The following is a 16,429-nucleotide window of genomic DNA, read 5'->3' on the forward strand; positions in this document are numbered from 1 at the left end:
ATTAACAAGCTCGAATAATTCTACAAATCTGTGGGTAAGTATCTTTTACAGATAGTGTTTTATCAACAACTCACCCAGGAGCACGGCATTCAGCGCGGCACCTTTTCGCACATTATCAGACACAATCCACAAATTGACCTGACAGGGATCAGCCTGCCCCGCCCTCACCCGGCCGACATAGGTCTCGTCCTGGCCGAGGGCATCGCCGACCACCGTCGGATAATCGCCCTCGCCGACCCATTCGATACCTTTCGTCGCATCGAGGACCCGCGTCACCGCGGCCAGGTCCACCGGTTCCGCGCACTGCAGGGTCACGCTGAGGCTATCGCCGAAGAATACCGGCGCCTGGATGCAGGTAACGTTCAACGGTCCGATACGCTCGCCAAGCAAGGCCTGCACCTCCGCGAAGATGCGCCGCTCGATGGCGCTGTGCCCCTCGCCATCCACCGCGCCGACCTGCGCCAGCAGGTTGAAGGCGATCTGGCGGTCGAAGAGACGCGGCTCCAGGGGGCGCGCATTGAGCAGTTCGGCGGTCTGCCGGGCGAGTTCCTTGACCCCTTCGCGCCCCAGGCTGGAGACGGAGAGGCAGGCTGTCAGGTTCAGTTGCCGGCAATCCAGCGTGGCCAGGAGTGGCGCCAGCACTTCGCACAGTTCGGCGGCTACGGCGCAAGGACTGGACAAAAGGAACGGCGCCGCTTGCGAGGCCAGGCGTTCGGCATTCACCGACACCATGACCGGCGGTGCGACGCTCGGTTCCAGGGCGCCGCTCAGGTCGATCACCGAACAACCCGCCGCGCGGGCGCGCTCGGCATGGGCACGCGACACCTCGGCTGCCGCGGCGAAGAAGGCCAGGCCGACACTGGAAAAATCGAAGCTATCGACATCGCCGACGCGCAGGCTGCTTTCGGCGAAACCCATGCGCTGCCCGGCCGACTCGGCGCTGGCCAGCAGATGCAGACGATGAAGCGGGAAGTCGCGTTCGTCGAGGAGACCGACCAGAGCCTCGCCAACCGATCCGGTGGCGCCTACGACTGCGACATTGAGGGGCTGGGACATGGGAAAAGCCTCGGCGGTCTGCGAAATAGGCGTGGCACTTTACTTGCCCACCTTCGCCCAGGCAATCGAGGCGCCGCCCATTGCGGGCGGCGCCGGATCTATCAGCGCTCCAGCAGGATGCGCAACATGCGCCGCAGCGGCTCGGCAGCGCCCCACAGCAACTGGTCGCCGACGGTGAAGGCGCCGAGATACTGGGAGCCCATGTTCAGTTTGCGCAGGCGCCCGACCGGAACGCTCAGGGTGCCGGTGACGGCGGCCGGGGTCAGCTCGCGCACGCTTACCTCGCGGTGGTTCGGCACCAGCTTGACCCAGGGATTGTGCTGGCTGATCAGGCCCTCGATGTCGGTCAGCGGCACATCCTTGTTCAACTTGATGGTCAGCGCCTGGCTGTGGCAACGCATGGCGCCGACGCGCACGCAGATACCGTCGACCGGGATCGGGTTCTTGAAGCGGGCGAGGATCTTGTTGGTCTCCGCCTGGGCCTTCCACTCTTCGCGGCTCTGCCCGTTGGGCAGTTCCTTGTCGATCCAGGGGATCAGGCTGCCGCCCAGCGGCGCGCCGAAATGCTCGGTGGGGAAGGCTTCGCTGCGCAGGGTCTCCGCCACCTTGCGATCGATGTCGAGGATCGCGCTGGCCGGGTTGGCCAGGTCATCCGCCACCGATGCATGGGCGGCGCCCATCTGCTTGAGCAGTTCACGCATGTTCTGCGCGCCGGCGCCGGAGGCGGCCTGGTAGGTCATGGCGCTCATCCACTCGACCAGCCCGGCGTCGAACAGCCCGCCCAAGGCCATCAGCATCAGGCTGACGGTGCAGTTGCCGCCGATGTAGTTGCGGGTGCCGGCGTCCAGGGCCTGGTCGATGACCTTGCGGTTGACCGGGTCGAGGACGATCACCGCGTCGTCTTCCATGCGCAGGCTGGAGGCAGCATCGATCCAGTAGCCCTGCCAGCCGGCCTCGCGCAGCTTGGGGAATACTTCGCTGGTGTAGTCGCCACCCTGGCAGGTCAGGATCACGTCGAGGGTCTTCAGCTCGTCGATGCTGTAGGCGTCCTTCAGCGGAGCGATGTCCTTGCCCACTTCCGGGCCCTGGCCACCGACGTTCGACGTGGTGAAGAACACCGGCTCGATCAGGTCGAAGTCCCGCTCTTCCAGCATCCGCTGCATGAGTACGGAACCCACCATCCCGCGCCAACCGATCAGACCTACACGCTTCATCGCAACTACACCTATATGAGAGAAGTGAGCTGGCCGGCAGCCATCATGGCGCCGGCCAAGCCCGTCAGATTACAGATTCTTGAGTGCCGCGACTACGGCATCGCCCATTTCCCGGGTGCCGACCTTGCGGCAGCCTTCGGACCAGATGTCGCCGGTGCGCAATCCCTGGTCGAGGACCTTGCTCACCGCCTGCTCGATGGCGTCGGCGGCGGTCGCCTGGCTGAAGCTGTAGCGCAGCATCATCGAGACCGAGAGGATGGTCGCCAACGGGTTGGCGATGCCCTGACCGGCGATGTCCGGGGCGGAACCGTGGCAGGGTTCGTACATGCCCTTGTTGTTCGCGTCGAGCGAGGCAGAAGGCAGCATGCCGATGGAACCGGTCAGCATGGAAGCCTCATCCGACAGGATGTCGCCGAACATGTTGTCGGTGACCATCACGTCGAACTGCTTGGGCGCGCGCACCAGCTGCATGGCGGCGTTGTCCACGTACATATGGGAAAGCTCGACGTCCGGGTAGTCCTTCGCCACCTCTTCCACCACTTCCCGCCACAGCTGGCTGGAGGCGAGGACGTTGGCCTTGTCCACCGAACAGAGCCTGTTGTTGCGTACGCGGGCCATGTCGAAACCGACGCGGGCGATACGACGGATTTCGCTCTCGCTGTACGGCAGGGTGTCGTAGGCCTGGCGCTCGCCGTTCTCCAGCACGCGCTGTTCGCGGGGCTGGCCGAAGTAGATGCCGCCGGTCAGTTCGCGGACGATGAGGATGTCCAGCCCGGCGACCACTTCCGGCTTCAGGCTGGAGGCCGCGGCCAGTTGCGGGTAGAGGATGGCCGGACGCAGGTTGGCGAACAGGCCCAGTTGCGAGCGGATCTTCAGCAGGCCGCGCTCGGGACGGATATCGCGTTCGATCCTGTCCCATTTCGGCCCTCCTACCGCGCCCAGCAGCACCGCATCGGCCTGGCGCGCGCGCTGCAGGGTCTGGTCGGCCAGCGGCACGCCGTGCTTGTCGATGGCCGCGCCACCGATGACGTCCTCGGCCAGTTCGAAGCCGAGCTGGAACCTGTCGTTGGCCAGTTCCAGCACCTTGACCGCTTCCGCCATGATTTCCGGGCCGATACCGTCACCGGGGAGAATCAGGATCTGCTTGCTCATAACACCCTCTTGTCCTTCATTCATTGAACGGCGGGCATGCGCCGCCGTGATCGAACCGTCACTCCCGACGCAGCCACAGCACCAGCACGTCGGTGCTGAACGAGCCGTCGTCGGCAATCTCGAAATACTCTCTGACTTCCTCGCCCACCGCCAGCTGCAAGCTGCGGATCGCCTGGCGGAACACCTCCGGCGTACGCATCCGCTCGACCCACGACTGGAACTCCAAGCGCAGACGCTGGCGCCGGCTTCCGGTGACCAGCAAGCCCGCCTCGCCGCTCAGGCGCGCCCACTCGGCCGGCGAGTAGTTGCGCACATGGCTGGTGTCGCGGAGCAGCTCGACGGTCTGCAGGAAGGTGTCCGGCAAGGCCTGCCCGGGCGCCGCCACGTCGACGAAGATCGCCACCCCGCCGGGCTTGAGCACCCGCCGCACCTCGCGCAGGGCCAGGCCGACGTCGCGCCAGTGATGGGTGGAATAGCGACTGAAGACGAAATCGAACTCGCCGTCGGCGAAGGGCAGGCTCTCCGCCTTGCCCTGCTCGGTGCGGATGTTCGCCATGCCCCGTTCCGCGGCGCTCTGCGCCACCACGGCGAGCATCTCGGCGGAAAGATCGTAGGCCACCACCTCCCCTGCCAGGGCGGCGACCTGGAAGCTCACGTGGCCGGCGCCGCAACCCAGGTCGAGGACCCGCGCTTCCGGGCGCCCGGCCAGGGCGTCGCGCAGCAAGGCGAATTCCTCGCCCTGGGCATGCACGGCGCTGCTCAGGTAGGCCGCAGCCTGGGCGCCGAACTGGCGCTGGACAACGTCATCATGGTCGCTCATGAACCTACTCCAGGAGAAAAACCGGGCGCACCCTACCCAGGATGCGCCCGGCAAGGGGACTCGCGTGCCGCTCAGCGGAACAGCCAGGGCTGCTGCTGGCGGTAGCCGTCCTCGAAGGCGCGGATCGCATCGGCGTCCTGCAGCGTCAGGCCGATGTCGTCGAGGCCGTTGAGCAGGCAATGCTTGCGGAACGGGTCGACCTCGAAACCCAGCACCTTGCCATCAGGACGGGTAACGGTCTGCGCCGCCAGGTCGATGGACAACTGGTAGCCTTCGTTCGCCTCGACCTGGCGGAACAGTTCGTCCACCTCGGCCTCGGGCAGGATGATCGGCAGCAAGCCGTTCTTGAAACTGTTGTTGAAGAAGATGTCGGCATAGCTCGGTGCGATCACCGTGCGGAAACCGTACTCGTCCAGCGCCCAGGGCGCGTGCTCGCGGGACGAGCCGCAGCCGAAGTTCTCCCGCGCCAGCAGTACGCTGGCGCCCTGGTAGCGCGGCTGGTTGAGGACGAAGTCCGGGTTCAGCGGACGCTTCGAGTTGTCCTGTCCCGGCTGCCCGACATCCAGGTAGCGCCATTCGTCGAACAGGTTGGGGCCGAAGCCGGTGCGCTTGATCGACTTGAGGAATTGCTTGGGAATGATCTGATCGGTATCGACGTTGGCGCGATCCAGCGGAGCGACGAGACCGGTCGTCTGGGTATAGGGTTTCATCTCGGTTCTCCTCAGGCGAGCAATTCGCGGACATCGATGAAGCGGCCGTTGACGGCTGCGGCGGCGGCCATCGCCGGGCTGACCAAGTGGGTACGGCCACCGGCGCCCTGACGGCCCTCGAAGTTGCGGTTGGAGGTCGAGGCGCAGTGTTCGCCGCTCTCCAGCCGGTCCGGGTTCATCGCCAGGCACATGGAACAGCCCGGCTCGCGCCATTCGAAGCCGGCCTCGATGAAGATCCGGTCCAGGCCTTCCTTCTCGGCCTGCTCCTTGACCAACCCGGAACCCGGCACCACCAGCGCCTGCTTGATGGTCGCGGCGACCTTGCGGCCCCTGGCCACTTCGGCGGCGGCACGCAGGTCCTCGATCCGCGAGTTGGTGCAGGAACCGATGAATACCCGGTCCAGCTGGATGTCGGTGATCGCCTGGTTCGGCCGCAGGCCCATGTACTTCAAGGCGCGCTCGATCGAACCGCGCTTGATCGGGTCGCTCTCGCGGGCCGGGTCCGGCACGTTCTGGTCCACGGCCAGGACCATTTCCGGCGACGTGCCCCAGCTGACCTGCGGCTTGATCTGCGCGGCGTCCAGCTCGACCACGGTATCGAAGCGGGCATCGGCGTCCGACACCAGCCCCTGCCAGCAGGCGACGGCCTGGTCCCATTGCTCGGCGCTCGGCGCGAAGGGCCGGCCCTTCACGTAGTCGATGGTCTTCTGGTCGACGGCGACCAGGCCGACGCGGGCGCCCGCCTCGATCGACATGTTGCAGATGGTCATCCGCCCTTCGATGGACAGGTCGCGGATGGCGCTGCCGGCGAACTCGATGGCGTGGCCGTTGCCGCCGGCGGTGCCGATCCTGCCGATCACCGCGAGGACGATATCCTTCGCCGTGACGCCGGCCGGCAGCCTGCCTTCGACCTTGACCAGCATGTTCTTCATCTTCTTCGCCACCAGGCACTGGGTCGCCAGCACATGCTCGACCTCGGAAGTGCCGATGCCGTGGGCCAGCGCGCCGAAGGCGCCGTGGGTGGAAGTGTGCGAGTCGCCGCAGACCACGGTCATCCCCGGGAGGGTCGCGCCCTGCTCCGGACCGACCACATGGACGATGCCCTGGCGCACGTCGTTCATCTTGAATTCGGTGATGCCGAAGTCGTCGCAGTTCTCGTCGAGGGTCTGCACCTGCAGGCGCGAGACCTCGTCGGCGATGGCGGCGATGCCGCCCTTGCGCTCGGTGCGGGTGGTCGGCACGTTGTGGTCCGGGGTGGCGATGTTGGCGTCGATCCGCCACGGCTTGCGCCCAGCCAGGCGAAGACCCTCGAAGGCCTGCGGCGAGGTCACTTCGTGCAGGATATGGCGGTCGATGTAGATCAGCGCCGAACCGTCGTCGCGCTGCTTGACCAGGTGCATGTCCCAGAGTTTGTCGTAGAGGGTCTTGCCGGCCATCGGGATTTCCTCATCAGCTCATTTCTATGCCCACAGGGCTTGTGAGGATGATCCTATGGCTTGTCTACGAATAACTCAAATTCATATTTTTCATCCAAAGCATTCCCAACAGGAATCCATTGGCGCTAAGCTCCGGGCAGCCGAAACCAGCGGAGGCCCGCAATGGACCTGAACAGCCTCAACACCTTCATCGCCATTGCCGAGACCGGCAGCTTCTCCGAAGCCGGCGAGCGCCTGCACCTGACCCAACCGGCGGTGAGCAAGCGCATCGCCGCCCTCGAACAGCAGCTCAATGCCCGGCTGTTCGACCGGGTCGGCCGCGAGGTCAACCTCACCGAGGCCGGCCGCGCCCTGCTGCCGCGCGCCTACCAGTTGCTCAACGTGCTCGACGACACCCGCCGGGCGCTGAACAACCTCACCGGCGAGGTCAGCGGCCGGCTGGTCCTGGCCACCAGCCACCACATCGGCCTGCATCGCCTGCCGCCGCTGCTGCGCGCCTTCACCCGGGCGCATCCGCAGGTGGCGCTGGATATCCAGTTCCTGGATTCGGAAGTGGCCTACGAGGAGATCCTTCATGGCCGTGCGGAACTGGCGGTGATCACCCTGGCCCCGGAAACCGCCGAACCGGTGCGCGCAGTCCCGGTATGGGACGACCCGCTGGACTTCGTCGCCGCCCCGGAGCACCCGCTGGCCCGACAGGGCACGGTGTTCCTCGCCGACGTCGCCAAGCACCCCGCGGTATTCCCCGGCGGCAACACCTTCACCCACCACATCGTGCGGCGCATGTTCGAAGCCGAAGGGCTGACGCCGAACATCGCCATGAGCACCAACTACCTGGAGACCATCAAGATGATGGTCTCCATCGGCCTGGCCTGGAGCGTGCTGCCGCGGACCATGCTCGACGACCAGGTGGTGCGCCTGCCGCTACAGGACATCCAGCTCAGCCGCCAGCTCGGCTACATCCTGCACACCGAGCGGACCCTGTCGAACGCCGCGCGCGCCTTCATGCGCCTGCTCGACGAACAGGCATTCGGCAACGGCACTCCAGCGGCCTGAAGCGATTCAGGTCGGACGCCACGGGTAGGCCCATCCCTCTTCGCCGTCCGCGGCCAGCGCTCACCCGACCTGCATGCCAATGCCCTCGCGACTCAGCCCTCGCCGACCCACGCCTGCACCTCGACCTCCACGTCGACCCCCAGCGCCAGCCCGGCGGTCACCGTCGAGCGTACCGGCAAGGCCCCCTGCACATGACGCTGGTAGACCTCGTTGAAACCGGCGAAGTGAGCCATGTCCGACAGCCAGACGGTGACCTTCACCAGTTGGTCGAAACGCGCGCCACAGCTCTCCAGGGTCTCGCCGATGCGTGCCATCACCGCTTCGGTCTGGGTCTGGATATCGCCACGTACCACCTCGCCGCTCAGACTCATCGGCACCTGTCCGGAAAGAAACAGGAAGCCGCCGGCCCGCACCGCGCGGGAAAAGGGAAACGGCAGGCTGCTGGGGTAACGCTGGATGTCATCGCTCATCTGGATTGCCTCCTGTTACTGAAGCGCTAGGAAGAAAAGCTTTCGGCCGCGGAATCGGCGTATTCATGTAGCACTGCGATCAACCCTGGCTCATATCGACGCGCTCCGCCAGAAAGTCCAGGAACGCCCGCACGCGCAGCGGCAGATAGCCGCCCTGGCCGACGTAGACGGCGTGGACTTCCTCCAGGTCGCCCGGGTTGTATGCCTCGAGCACGGGAATCAGGCGCCCGGCGGCTATGTCCTCGCGCACCTGGAACGCGGCCAGCCGCGCCAGGCCCAGGCCGGCCACGGCCAGACGGCGCAGCGCCTCGCCATCGCTGGCCTGGGCGTTGCCCGACAACGGCACCACGAGTTCCTCGCCGGCGTCCCGCAGCGGCCAGCCGGAGCGCGTTCGCACATAGTTGGCGCCGAGGCGGTTGTGCCCCAGCAGCGCCTGCGGCGTGGCCGGCATGCCATGCCGGGCCAGGTAGGCCGGCGCACCGACGATCAGCATGCGCGTGCTCCCCAGCTTGCGCGCCACCAGGCTCGAGCTTTTCAGCGGCCCCGCGCGCACGGCCACGTCGGTGCGCTGCTCGAGGATGTCGACGACCTCATCGGTCAGCACGATATCCAGCGTCACCTCGGGATGCTGCGCGAGGAACTCGGGCACCAGCGGCAGCAGGAAATGATGTCCGAAAGGCACGTTGGCGTTGACTCGCAAGCGCCCGCGCGGCGCCGCGTTTTCGCTCGCACACCGCTCGGCTTCCTCCAGGTCGGCCAGGATACGCACCCCGCGCTCGTAGAACGTGCATCCCTCGGGCGTCAGTTGCAATTGACGGGTGGAGCGGTTCAGCAAGCGGGTTCCCAGGCGCTGTTCGAGCCGGGTGATCAGCTTGCTGACTGCCGAGGGCGTCATGCCGCAACGTCGAGCGGCGGCGGAAAAGCCCCCCGACTCGACGACCCGGGCAAACACCTCCAGTTCGCCGGAACGGTTGACTTCAAGCCGGGCCATGGCGCCCTGCCTGATGATTTCGCTTCATAAATGATGTTCCCCGCTACGGTCTATTTCCCTTAAATCTTTGAATTCATCATCAGCTACAGGATAACCACTGAATTCAACGACATGAAACGACCCATCGAAAGACTTCCCGCCGCGACCTCCAGCGCAACCCGGGCCTTCGCGCTCGCGACGAGCCTGTTGTACGCCTGCGCCGCGCCGGCCGCTTCCTGGACCGCCAGCTGGCAGGCCAGCCCGCAGCCGGTCTGGGCTGAGGACTTCCTGTTTCCCAGCAACGTGCCGGCCGAACTGCACGACCAGACGGTGCGGCAACTGGCGCGAATCAGCCTGGGAGGAACGCGCGTGCGCATCGTCCTGGCAAATACCTATGGAAAGCGCCCGATCCGGATCGGCCGGGCCACCCTGGCCAAACCGGGTTCCGAGCGCGCCGCGGTCGCCATCGGCAGCCTGCATGACGTGACCTTCGGCGGACGCCGGACGGCGACCATCGCGCCCGGGGCCACGCTACTCAGCGATCCGGTGGCGATGCCGGTGGCCGCGCTCTCGCAGGTGCTGGTGAGTCTCTACCTGCCGGCCGCCACGCCCATGGAAACCTTCCACTGGGACGGCCGCCAGACGGGCTGGATCGTCGCCGGCGAGCAGACCCAAAGCCACGCATTGCAGCTGGACGCGGCGGACAGCCAGAGCACCACCGCGCGCCTGCTGTTGACAGGTATCCTGGTCGAAACCGAAACGGCAACGCGGACGCTGGTGACGCTCGGCGACTCGATCACCGACGGAGCCAGCGCCAGCCTCGACCGGAACAGCCGTTGGCCGGACTTCCTCGCCGAACGCCTGGCCCCGCATGGCGTCGCCGTGGTCAATGCGGGGATTTCCGGCGCCCGTCTGCTGAGCGACGGCATGGGCGCGAGCGCGCTGGCACGTCTGGACCGCGACGTACTGGCCCAGCCAGGCGCAAGCAGCATGGTGGTGATGCTCGGCATCAACGACATTGCCTGGCCCGGTACCGCTTTCGCCCGGAATGCCGCACCGCCCACCCTGGAAGTGCTGATCGCCGGCTACCGGCAATTGATCGAACAGGCGCACAACCGGGGTATCCGGGTCGTCGGCGCGACCCTCACGCCGTTCGAGGGCGCACTGCCCGGCACGCCGTTGAGCGATTATTACCAGCCCACCAAGGAAGCCCTGCGCAGGCAGGTTAACGAGTGGATCCGTCATGCCGGCGCCTTCGATGCGGTGATCGACTTCGACGCGGCATTGCGCGATCCGGAGCAGCCGTCGCGGCTCGCCGCGCGCTACGACTCCGGCGACCATCTGCACCCCAGCGACGAAGGCAACCGGGCGATGGCGGCCGCCGTCGACCTCGACGTCCTGCTGGACGAGGTGCCTGACGGCACACCGGCAGAGCCCCGGGCCGATAGCGCAACGAAATGAAAAAAGGCGCCCGAAGGCGCCTTTTTTCGATCACCGCTGACGGTTACTGGTTGTCCAGTGCCGGGCGCTGGCCATTGATGGCGATACGCTTCGGCTTGGCTTCTTCCGGAACCAGCCGGACCAGGTCGATGTTCAGCAGGCCGTTGGCCAGCGAAGCCGCCTTGACCTCGATATGGTCGGCGAGGCGGAACGACAGCTTGAAGGCGCGCTGGGCGATGCCCTGGTGCAGGTAGGTCACGTTGTCCGTGGACTTCTCGCGCTTGCCGCCACTGACGGTCAGCACGCCGCGCTCGACCTGCAGGTCCAGGTCTTCTTCCTGGAAGCCGGCGGCGGCGATGACGATGCGATACTCGTCGTCACCGTGCTTTTCGACGTTGTAGGGCGGGTAGGTACTCCCAGCCTCATTGCGCAGGGCCGACTCGAACAGATCGTTGAAGCGATCGAAGCCTACGGAATGACGGAACAGCGGGGCGAGGGAAAAAGCGTTGCTCATTGCGAATCTCCTGAATTATCAGCAAGTACTCTGGTGCGGAACCCGTCTTCGGCATCCCGCACGAACTAGATAGGGATCGTCGGAAGTATTTCAAGAGCCTTGAGAACGACCGTTCGTCGTGCTCAGATCGAAACTCATCCTTTCGAGAACCGTCGCCATGGAACGCGCAATCCCGACCTTCCCCTGCCGCGATCTGGACAGCGCCAGCGCCTTCTACCAGTCCCTCGGCTTCCACCTTGGCGCTCGCTATCCGACCTACGCCATCCTCCAGCGCGGCGCCCTGGAGCTGCACCTGTCGCTGTTCGAAGCGCTCGAACCGAAGACCAATTGCAGCGCTGCCTACCTGCGCCTGGAGGACGCCCAGGCGCTGCATCGCCAGGCCGCGGCCCTCGGCCTGGGCAGTCAGGGGATTCCACGCATCACGGCCCTGGAAGACCAGCCCTGGGGCATGCGCGAATTCGCCCTGGTCGATCCCGACGGCAACCTGCTGCGGGTCGGCCAGGAGCTCGATGCGACGCCAGAGCAACACCGGGTTCGCCTGGCCAGCGCCGACGACGTCCCCGCGGTGGCCGCGCTCTGGCAAGCCAATGTCCGCGAAGCCGGGGAAACCCTGGATGCCGGCGACCAACAGGCGATCCAGGCACTGCTCCTGGCCGCCTCGCGCAACCGCTTGCTCTGGCTGGCGGAGGCCCAGCAGCATCCCCGCGGTTTCGTCCTCGCCCACTTGTGGCAGATCGAGGACGGTCAGGCACGGGTGGGAGAGATCGCAGAGCTCTACGTACTGCCGCAGGCCCGCCGCCAGGGCCTGGCCCGGGAACTGGTGGGCAGCGCCGAGGAGGCCCTGCGCTCGCGCGGCGCCGGCCTGATCCGCGCGCAATCGGCCCTCGACGCGCCGCTGTCCAACCTGTTCTGGCAGGGCCTGGGCTGGGACGCCGACTACCTGACCTTCACTCGCTACTGACCTGGGGAGCATCATCATGCGCAACGTCATGCTGATCACCGGAGCCAGCCGCGGCATCGGCGCCGCCACCGCTCTGCTCGCCGCCGAACGCGGCTATGCGGTCGTCCTCAACTATCTGCGCAACCGCGAGGCCGCCGAAGCGCTGCGCCAGCGCATCGAGCGCCAGGGCGGCGAAGCCCTGGCGGTGGCGGCCGACGTAGCCGAGGAAGGCGATGTCGAGCGGCTGTTCGCCGCCATCGACGAACGTTTCGGCCGCCTCGACGTGCTGGTCAACAACGCCGGCATGCTGGAAGCGCAGACGCGCCTGGAAAACATCGACGCGGCGCGCCTGCACAGGGTATTCGCGACCAACGTGACCGGCAGCTTCCTCTGCGCCCGCGAGGCGGTGAAGCGCCTGTCGACCCGCCACGGCGGGCGCGGCGGCAGCATCGTCAACGTTTCCTCGATGGCCTCGCGGCTGGGATCGCCCAACGAATACATCGACTATGCCGCCGCCAAGGGCGCCATCGACAGCATGACCATCGGGCTGGCCAGGGAAGTGGCGGCGGAGGGTATCCGGGTCAACGCGGTGCGGCCCGGACTGATCGATACCGAGATCCACGCCAGCGGCGGCGAGCCCGGCCGTATCGAACGCCTGAAGGGCGGCATACCGCTAGGACGCGGCGGCACGGCGGAGGAAGTCGCGCGGGCGATTCTCTGGCTGGCGTCGGACGAAGCCAGCTACAGCACCGGCACCTTCATCGATGTCAGCGGCGGCCGCTAGGCCTGCTACGCAAGCTAGGCCGCCTGGCTGAACGACACCTGCAACAGCCGGTCGATGGTTTCGCAATCGCTTTCCCGGCGAATCCGCGCGAACAGCTCGACGGCTTCGGGATAGGTGCGCGTGAGCATGCCCAGCCACTGCTTGAGACGGCCCGGGGCATAGCGCGGGGCGAGCTTGCGCCGGGCCTGTAGCCAGAAGTCGCGCAGCAGCGGCAACAGCTCGCTCCAGGGCATCTCGCGGATTTCGCCGCCATCGCGCCAGGCGGCGATCTGCCGAGCCAGGCCAGGGCGCGAGACCAGGCCGCGACCGAGCATGATGTCCTCCACCCCGCTGACCTCGCGACAACGCAGGTAGTCGTCGAGCGTCCACACTTCGCCATTGGCGAACACCGGCACGCGCACCGCCTCGGCCACCCGCGCCACCCACTCCCAGTGCGCCGGCGGCCTGTAGCCATCGACCTTGGTCCGGGCATGCACCACTACATGGGCCGAGCCGCCGTCGGCCAGGGCCCGCGCGCAATCCAGGGCGCCGTCGGGACTGTCGTAGCCCAGGCGCATCTTCGAGGTCACCGCAATCTCGCTCGGCACCGCGCGACGCACGGCGGCGACGATGTCGTGCATCAGCTCCGGCTCCTTGAGCAATACCGCGCCGCCGCGCGAGCGGTTCACGGTCTTGGCCGGACAACCGAAGTTCAGGTCGATCACCGGGGCACCCAGCTCACAGGCGAACGCGGCGTTATCCGCCAGGCACGCAGGATCGGAGCCGAGCAACTGCACACGCATCGGCGTCCCGGCGCGGGTCCGGCTGCCGTCGCGCAGCTCCGGCGCCAGCTTGTGGAAAGCCGTGGCCGGCAGCAGGCGATCGGTGATGCGGATGAATTCGGTGACGCACCAATCGATGCCGCCGACGCGGGTCAGCACGTCGCGGAGGATTTCATCCACCAGACCTTCCATCGGCGCCAGGGCGATTTGCACGAACCACTACCTCGAAAATGACAGGCGGCGGATTCTAGAGAATCCGCCGCCCGGAACAAAGTGCGAATGCCTGCCGGCCGACGCACGACGGGTCAGGCCCCGGCGAGCAGAGCCTGGCCGTAGCCGTCGATGAACTCCGCCGGCATCCGCTTCGGCTTGCCGCTGGACAGTTCGATGCAGACGAAGGTGGTTTGCGCCCGCAGCAGCGTGGCGCCATCCGCCGGGCGTACCAACTGGAAGCGCCGGTTCATCCGCAGGCGCTGGTCGGACTCGACGATCCAGGTCGCCAGTTGCAGTTCGTCGCCCTCGTAGGCCGCGGCCAGGTAGTCGATCTCGTGGCGCAGCACCGCCATCGCCCGGTCCAGCCGGCGGTACTCGGCCAGGTCCAGGCCCAGCCGCTGCGAGTGGCGCCAGGCGCAGCGCTCCAACCAACTGACGTAGACGGCGTTGTTCGCGTGGCCGAGCCCGTCGATGTCCTCGGTGAGGACCCTGAGGTCGATCACGAACGGATCGGCGTAGTCCCAATTCATCAATGCTGCTCCAGGCTGCCGGCCAGTTCGCGCGCTTCCCTGGCCAGTTGTGTGATCTGATCCCAGGCCCGCGCCCGGATCAAGCTCGGCGGCGCCAGCCAGGTGCCGCCGACACAGGCGACATTGGGCAGGCGGAGGAAATTCAGCAGGTTGTCCAGGTTGACCCCGCCGGTCGGGCAGAAGCGGATGCCGGTGAACGGCCCCTTCAGGCTTTTCAGCATTTTCACGCTGGCAGTGCCATCGGCCGGGAACAGCTTCAGCGAGCGATAACCGTACTCCAGCGCCAGCAACACTTCCGAAGGCGTCATCACCCCGGGCAGGTATGGCAGGCCGGCATCCTCCGCGGCGGCGGCAAGGCGCGGCGTGCATCCGGGGCTGACGGCGAACTGCGCGCCCGCGTCGCGTGCCTCGAGAAACTGCTCGGTGTGAATCAGGGTACCCGCCCCCAGCAGGACCTCGGGCACCTCGCGATGGATGGCGGCGATCGCGTCCAGCGCCTGCGGCGTGCGCAGCGTCACTTCCAGCACCGTGACGCCGCCCGCATACAACGCGCGCGCCAGGTCGGGCGCCAGCGCCACGTCCTCGATCACCAGCACCGGCAATACCGGGCTGGCCTGCAGCAGGACCCGATCCAGCGGCAATGTCATGGGCATTCCTCGATTCGAAACGGCTCGCCCCGCCGGATCGCTCCGCGCGGGCCACAGCGCTTTTTACCGAAGAACCGAGGTCAGGACAACGACAACCCCTCTGCTACGCGCCTCAGGAAGCGCTCGCCGTCTTTTCCACGCGCCGGCAAGCGCGCATCGCCGGACGCTCCTCGAGCAGCGCCAGCAGCGACTCGCTCAGCCTGCGCTCGCCGAGCAGTCGGTGGTGGCCGCCGCCCGGCAGGCGCAGCAAGCGACTGGCCGGCCAGGCGGCATGGATGCGCTCGGCATTTTCCACCGCTACGCGCGGGTCGTCGTCGGCATGCACCACCAGTCCGGGCATTTCCAGACGGTAGCGCGCCACATCCAGGCACGCCGCGGATATGCCCGCCTGCCGCTCGACCAGGCGGATGAAATGCGAGCGAGCCAGGGCCGGCAAACCGACGAAACGAGCGAACAGGCGCAACTGTTCGAGAATCCGCGACGGCGCCGAGACCGTCACCAGCGCTTCGCTGCGCAGCCCCATCTGGGCCGCCAGCAACGCCGCCGCGCCACCCAGGGAATGACCGACCACCGCACGCAGCGGCGGCAACTCGCCAGCGGCCTCCAGCAAGGCGTGGGCGAACAGCACCACGTTCGCCTCCCTGCCCGGCGAGCGGCCATGGGCCGGCGCATCGAGGGCATACACCGAATAACCCGCGCCAACCAGTTGCTCGATCAGATGGGCGAACTGTGTCGGCCTGCCGGCCCAGCCATGCAGCAGCAGGACTGCCGGCCCCTCGCCCCAGCGCAACACCGACAGCCCGAAGCGCAGAGTGACGCGCTCCGAGCTGGCCAGCAGCGGCAGCTCCCAATCCTTCGGCGGCCACTCGCCAGGCATCATGAACGCCCGACGCATACGCTCGGCCGTCCAACGCGGCGCGATGCGGCCGATCGTCCCGTTGAAACCGCGAATCCAGGTCAGGCTGCTCATCTCGTACCTCCTCAGTTCACCGCCTGCTTGGCGGCACGCAGAACCCGGTCGGACAGCTCGCCCGGCCCCAATGCCCGGGCCAGCGCCAAACCGCCAATCATCAACACCAGGTCGGCCAGGGCGACGTCGGTTTCCTCGGGACTTTCCGCCAGGCTGGCGACCATGATCTCGACATGCCTGCTCAAGACCTCGCGAAACCCCTCCGGCAGGCGCGCCACCTCGGCGAGGGTCGCCGGCAGCGGACAACCGGCGTCGACCTGTGCGTCCCGATGCTTGCGCGACAGGTAGAAGGCGGCCGCCAAGGCCCGACGCTCCTTTCCCGACAATCCGGGGTCGAGTTCGCCGAGCAGTTCGCGGCGCTTGCCGAGCAATTGCTCGAATGCCTCGAGCATCAGCGCATCCTTGCTCTGGAAGTGGGCATAGAAGCCGCCGACGGTGAGCCCCGCCGCGCCCATCACTTCCCCGACGCTAGGCTCGACGGCGCCCCGCTCGAGCAGGGCCTGGGTGGCGGCACCGAGGATGCGGGCACGGGTCTGGGTTTTCTTGTCGCTCATGACGATCTCCGAAAATATTATGAGTGAAATATTATATGCATAATAAAAATCGGCAAGCGTACGGCCGGACCGTCTGTCAGGAAATTCGAAAAGGGAAAAAACAAAAGGGCCATTCCAATTCGGAATGGCCCTATAGAGCCCCGCAGAGCGGGAAAAAGTGGCGTCCCCTAGGGGACTCGAACCCCTGTTACC

18 protein-coding genes are annotated in these 16,429 nt (G+C 66.6%); 4 read left to right on the forward strand and 14 right to left on the reverse strand.

Features of this window, described 5'->3' with window-relative positions; all coding sequences use genetic code 11:
• Positions 1-45: 45 nt before the first annotated feature.
• The 6 genes from HMPREF2914_RS09450 to leuC form a co-directional block, all read right to left on the reverse strand.
• Positions 46-1,056: an aspartate-semialdehyde dehydrogenase gene (locus tag HMPREF2914_RS09450; RefSeq protein ID WP_003091393.1), complete on the reverse strand. Its 1,011-nt coding sequence runs from the start codon at positions 1,054-1,056 to the stop codon at positions 46-48.
• Between the two features lie 101 nt (positions 1,057-1,157).
• Positions 1,158-2,270 (reverse strand): aspartate-semialdehyde dehydrogenase, encoded by a 1,113-nt coding sequence (gene asd / locus HMPREF2914_RS09455; RefSeq protein ID WP_003111187.1) that lies wholly within the window; start codon positions 2,268-2,270, stop codon positions 1,158-1,160.
• Positions 2,271-2,339: 69 nt separating this feature from the next.
• On the reverse strand, positions 2,340-3,422 hold the full coding sequence (gene leuB, locus HMPREF2914_RS09460) for a 3-isopropylmalate dehydrogenase (protein WP_023091546.1): 1,083 nt from the start codon (positions 3,420-3,422) through the stop codon (positions 2,340-2,342).
• 58 nt (positions 3,423-3,480) lie between these two features.
• Positions 3,481-4,242 (reverse strand): class I SAM-dependent methyltransferase, encoded by a 762-nt coding sequence (locus HMPREF2914_RS09465; protein WP_003091396.1) that lies wholly within the window; start codon positions 4,240-4,242, stop codon positions 3,481-3,483.
• A 71-nt stretch (positions 4,243-4,313) separates the two neighbouring features.
• Entirely contained in the window at positions 4,314-4,952 is a 639-nt protein-coding gene (gene leuD, locus HMPREF2914_RS09470) for a 3-isopropylmalate dehydratase small subunit (protein WP_003091398.1), read from the reverse strand.
• 11 nt (positions 4,953-4,963) lie between these two features.
• Positions 4,964-6,388, reverse strand: a complete 1,425-nt coding sequence (gene leuC / locus HMPREF2914_RS09475) for a 3-isopropylmalate dehydratase large subunit (RefSeq protein ID WP_003091399.1) — start codon at positions 6,386-6,388, stop codon at positions 4,964-4,966.
• A 162-nt stretch (positions 6,389-6,550) separates the two neighbouring features.
• Between leuC and HMPREF2914_RS09480 the strand changes: the two genes are divergently transcribed.
• Positions 6,551-7,444 carry a LysR family transcriptional regulator gene (locus HMPREF2914_RS09480; protein ID WP_003091401.1) on the forward strand — a complete coding sequence of 298 codons (894 nt, stop codon included), beginning with the start codon at positions 6,551-6,553 and terminating at the stop codon, positions 7,442-7,444.
• Positions 7,445-7,536: 92 nt separating this feature from the next.
• Here HMPREF2914_RS09480 and HMPREF2914_RS09485 read toward each other — a convergent pair whose 3' ends face one another.
• Together HMPREF2914_RS09485 and HMPREF2914_RS09490 are read right to left on the reverse strand one after the other, a co-directional pair.
• Positions 7,537-7,914, reverse strand: a complete 378-nt coding sequence (locus HMPREF2914_RS09485; RefSeq protein ID WP_023091545.1) for a RidA family protein — start codon at positions 7,912-7,914, stop codon at positions 7,537-7,539.
• A gap of 79 nt (positions 7,915-7,993) precedes the next feature.
• On the reverse strand, positions 7,994-8,905 hold the full coding sequence (locus HMPREF2914_RS09490) for a LysR family transcriptional regulator (protein WP_003111185.1): 912 nt from the start codon (positions 8,903-8,905) through the stop codon (positions 7,994-7,996).
• A gap of 111 nt (positions 8,906-9,016) precedes the next feature.
• On the opposite strand from HMPREF2914_RS09490, the gene HMPREF2914_RS09495 reads away from it, so the two are divergent.
• A complete protein-coding gene (locus tag HMPREF2914_RS09495; RefSeq protein ID WP_023091544.1) occupies positions 9,017-10,345 on the forward strand; it encodes an SGNH/GDSL hydrolase family protein in 1,329 nt (442 codons plus the stop codon).
• 43 nt (positions 10,346-10,388) lie between these two features.
• Here HMPREF2914_RS09495 and HMPREF2914_RS09500 read toward each other — a convergent pair whose 3' ends face one another.
• Entirely contained in the window at positions 10,389-10,838 is a 450-nt protein-coding gene (locus HMPREF2914_RS09500) for an Hsp20 family protein (RefSeq protein ID WP_003091405.1), read from the reverse strand.
• Positions 10,839-10,995: 157 nt separating this feature from the next.
• On the opposite strand from HMPREF2914_RS09500, the gene HMPREF2914_RS09505 reads away from it, so the two are divergent.
• Positions 10,996-11,799, forward strand: a complete 804-nt coding sequence (locus HMPREF2914_RS09505) for a GNAT family N-acetyltransferase (protein ID WP_003115021.1) — start codon at positions 10,996-10,998, stop codon at positions 11,797-11,799.
• Between the two features lie 16 nt (positions 11,800-11,815).
• Complete coding sequence (locus HMPREF2914_RS09510) at positions 11,816-12,562, forward strand: SDR family oxidoreductase (RefSeq protein WP_003104218.1); 747 nt, start codon at positions 11,816-11,818, stop codon at positions 12,560-12,562.
• A gap of 14 nt (positions 12,563-12,576) precedes the next feature.
• On the opposite strand, the gene HMPREF2914_RS09515 is transcribed toward HMPREF2914_RS09510, so the two are convergent.
• From HMPREF2914_RS09515 to HMPREF2914_RS09535, 5 genes are all read right to left on the reverse strand, one after another.
• Positions 12,577-13,536, reverse strand: a complete 960-nt coding sequence (locus tag HMPREF2914_RS09515; protein ID WP_003104220.1) for a tRNA dihydrouridine synthase — start codon at positions 13,534-13,536, stop codon at positions 12,577-12,579.
• Between the two features lie 92 nt (positions 13,537-13,628).
• On the reverse strand, positions 13,629-14,066 hold the full coding sequence (locus HMPREF2914_RS09520; RefSeq protein ID WP_003111181.1) for an acyl-CoA thioesterase: 438 nt from the start codon (positions 14,064-14,066) through the stop codon (positions 13,629-13,631).
• Entirely contained in the window at positions 14,066-14,713 is a 648-nt protein-coding gene (locus HMPREF2914_RS09525) for a bifunctional 4-hydroxy-2-oxoglutarate aldolase/2-dehydro-3-deoxy-phosphogluconate aldolase (RefSeq protein WP_003091412.1), read from the reverse strand. The genes HMPREF2914_RS09520 and HMPREF2914_RS09525 overlap by 1 nt, the downstream gene beginning before the upstream one ends.
• A gap of 112 nt (positions 14,714-14,825) precedes the next feature.
• Positions 14,826-15,683, reverse strand: coding sequence for an alpha/beta fold hydrolase (locus HMPREF2914_RS09530; RefSeq protein ID WP_003107646.1), 858 nt, complete (start codon positions 15,681-15,683; stop codon positions 14,826-14,828).
• An 11-nt stretch (positions 15,684-15,694) separates the two neighbouring features.
• Positions 15,695-16,237, reverse strand: a complete 543-nt coding sequence (locus HMPREF2914_RS09535; protein ID WP_003091415.1) for a TetR/AcrR family transcriptional regulator — start codon at positions 16,235-16,237, stop codon at positions 15,695-15,697.
• Positions 16,238-16,429 lie beyond the last annotated feature (192 nt).

Source organism: Pseudomonas sp. HMSC067G02 (assembly GCF_001813485.1).
In the GTDB taxonomy this organism is placed as follows: domain Bacteria; phylum Pseudomonadota; class Gammaproteobacteria; order Pseudomonadales; family Pseudomonadaceae; genus Pseudomonas; species Pseudomonas aeruginosa.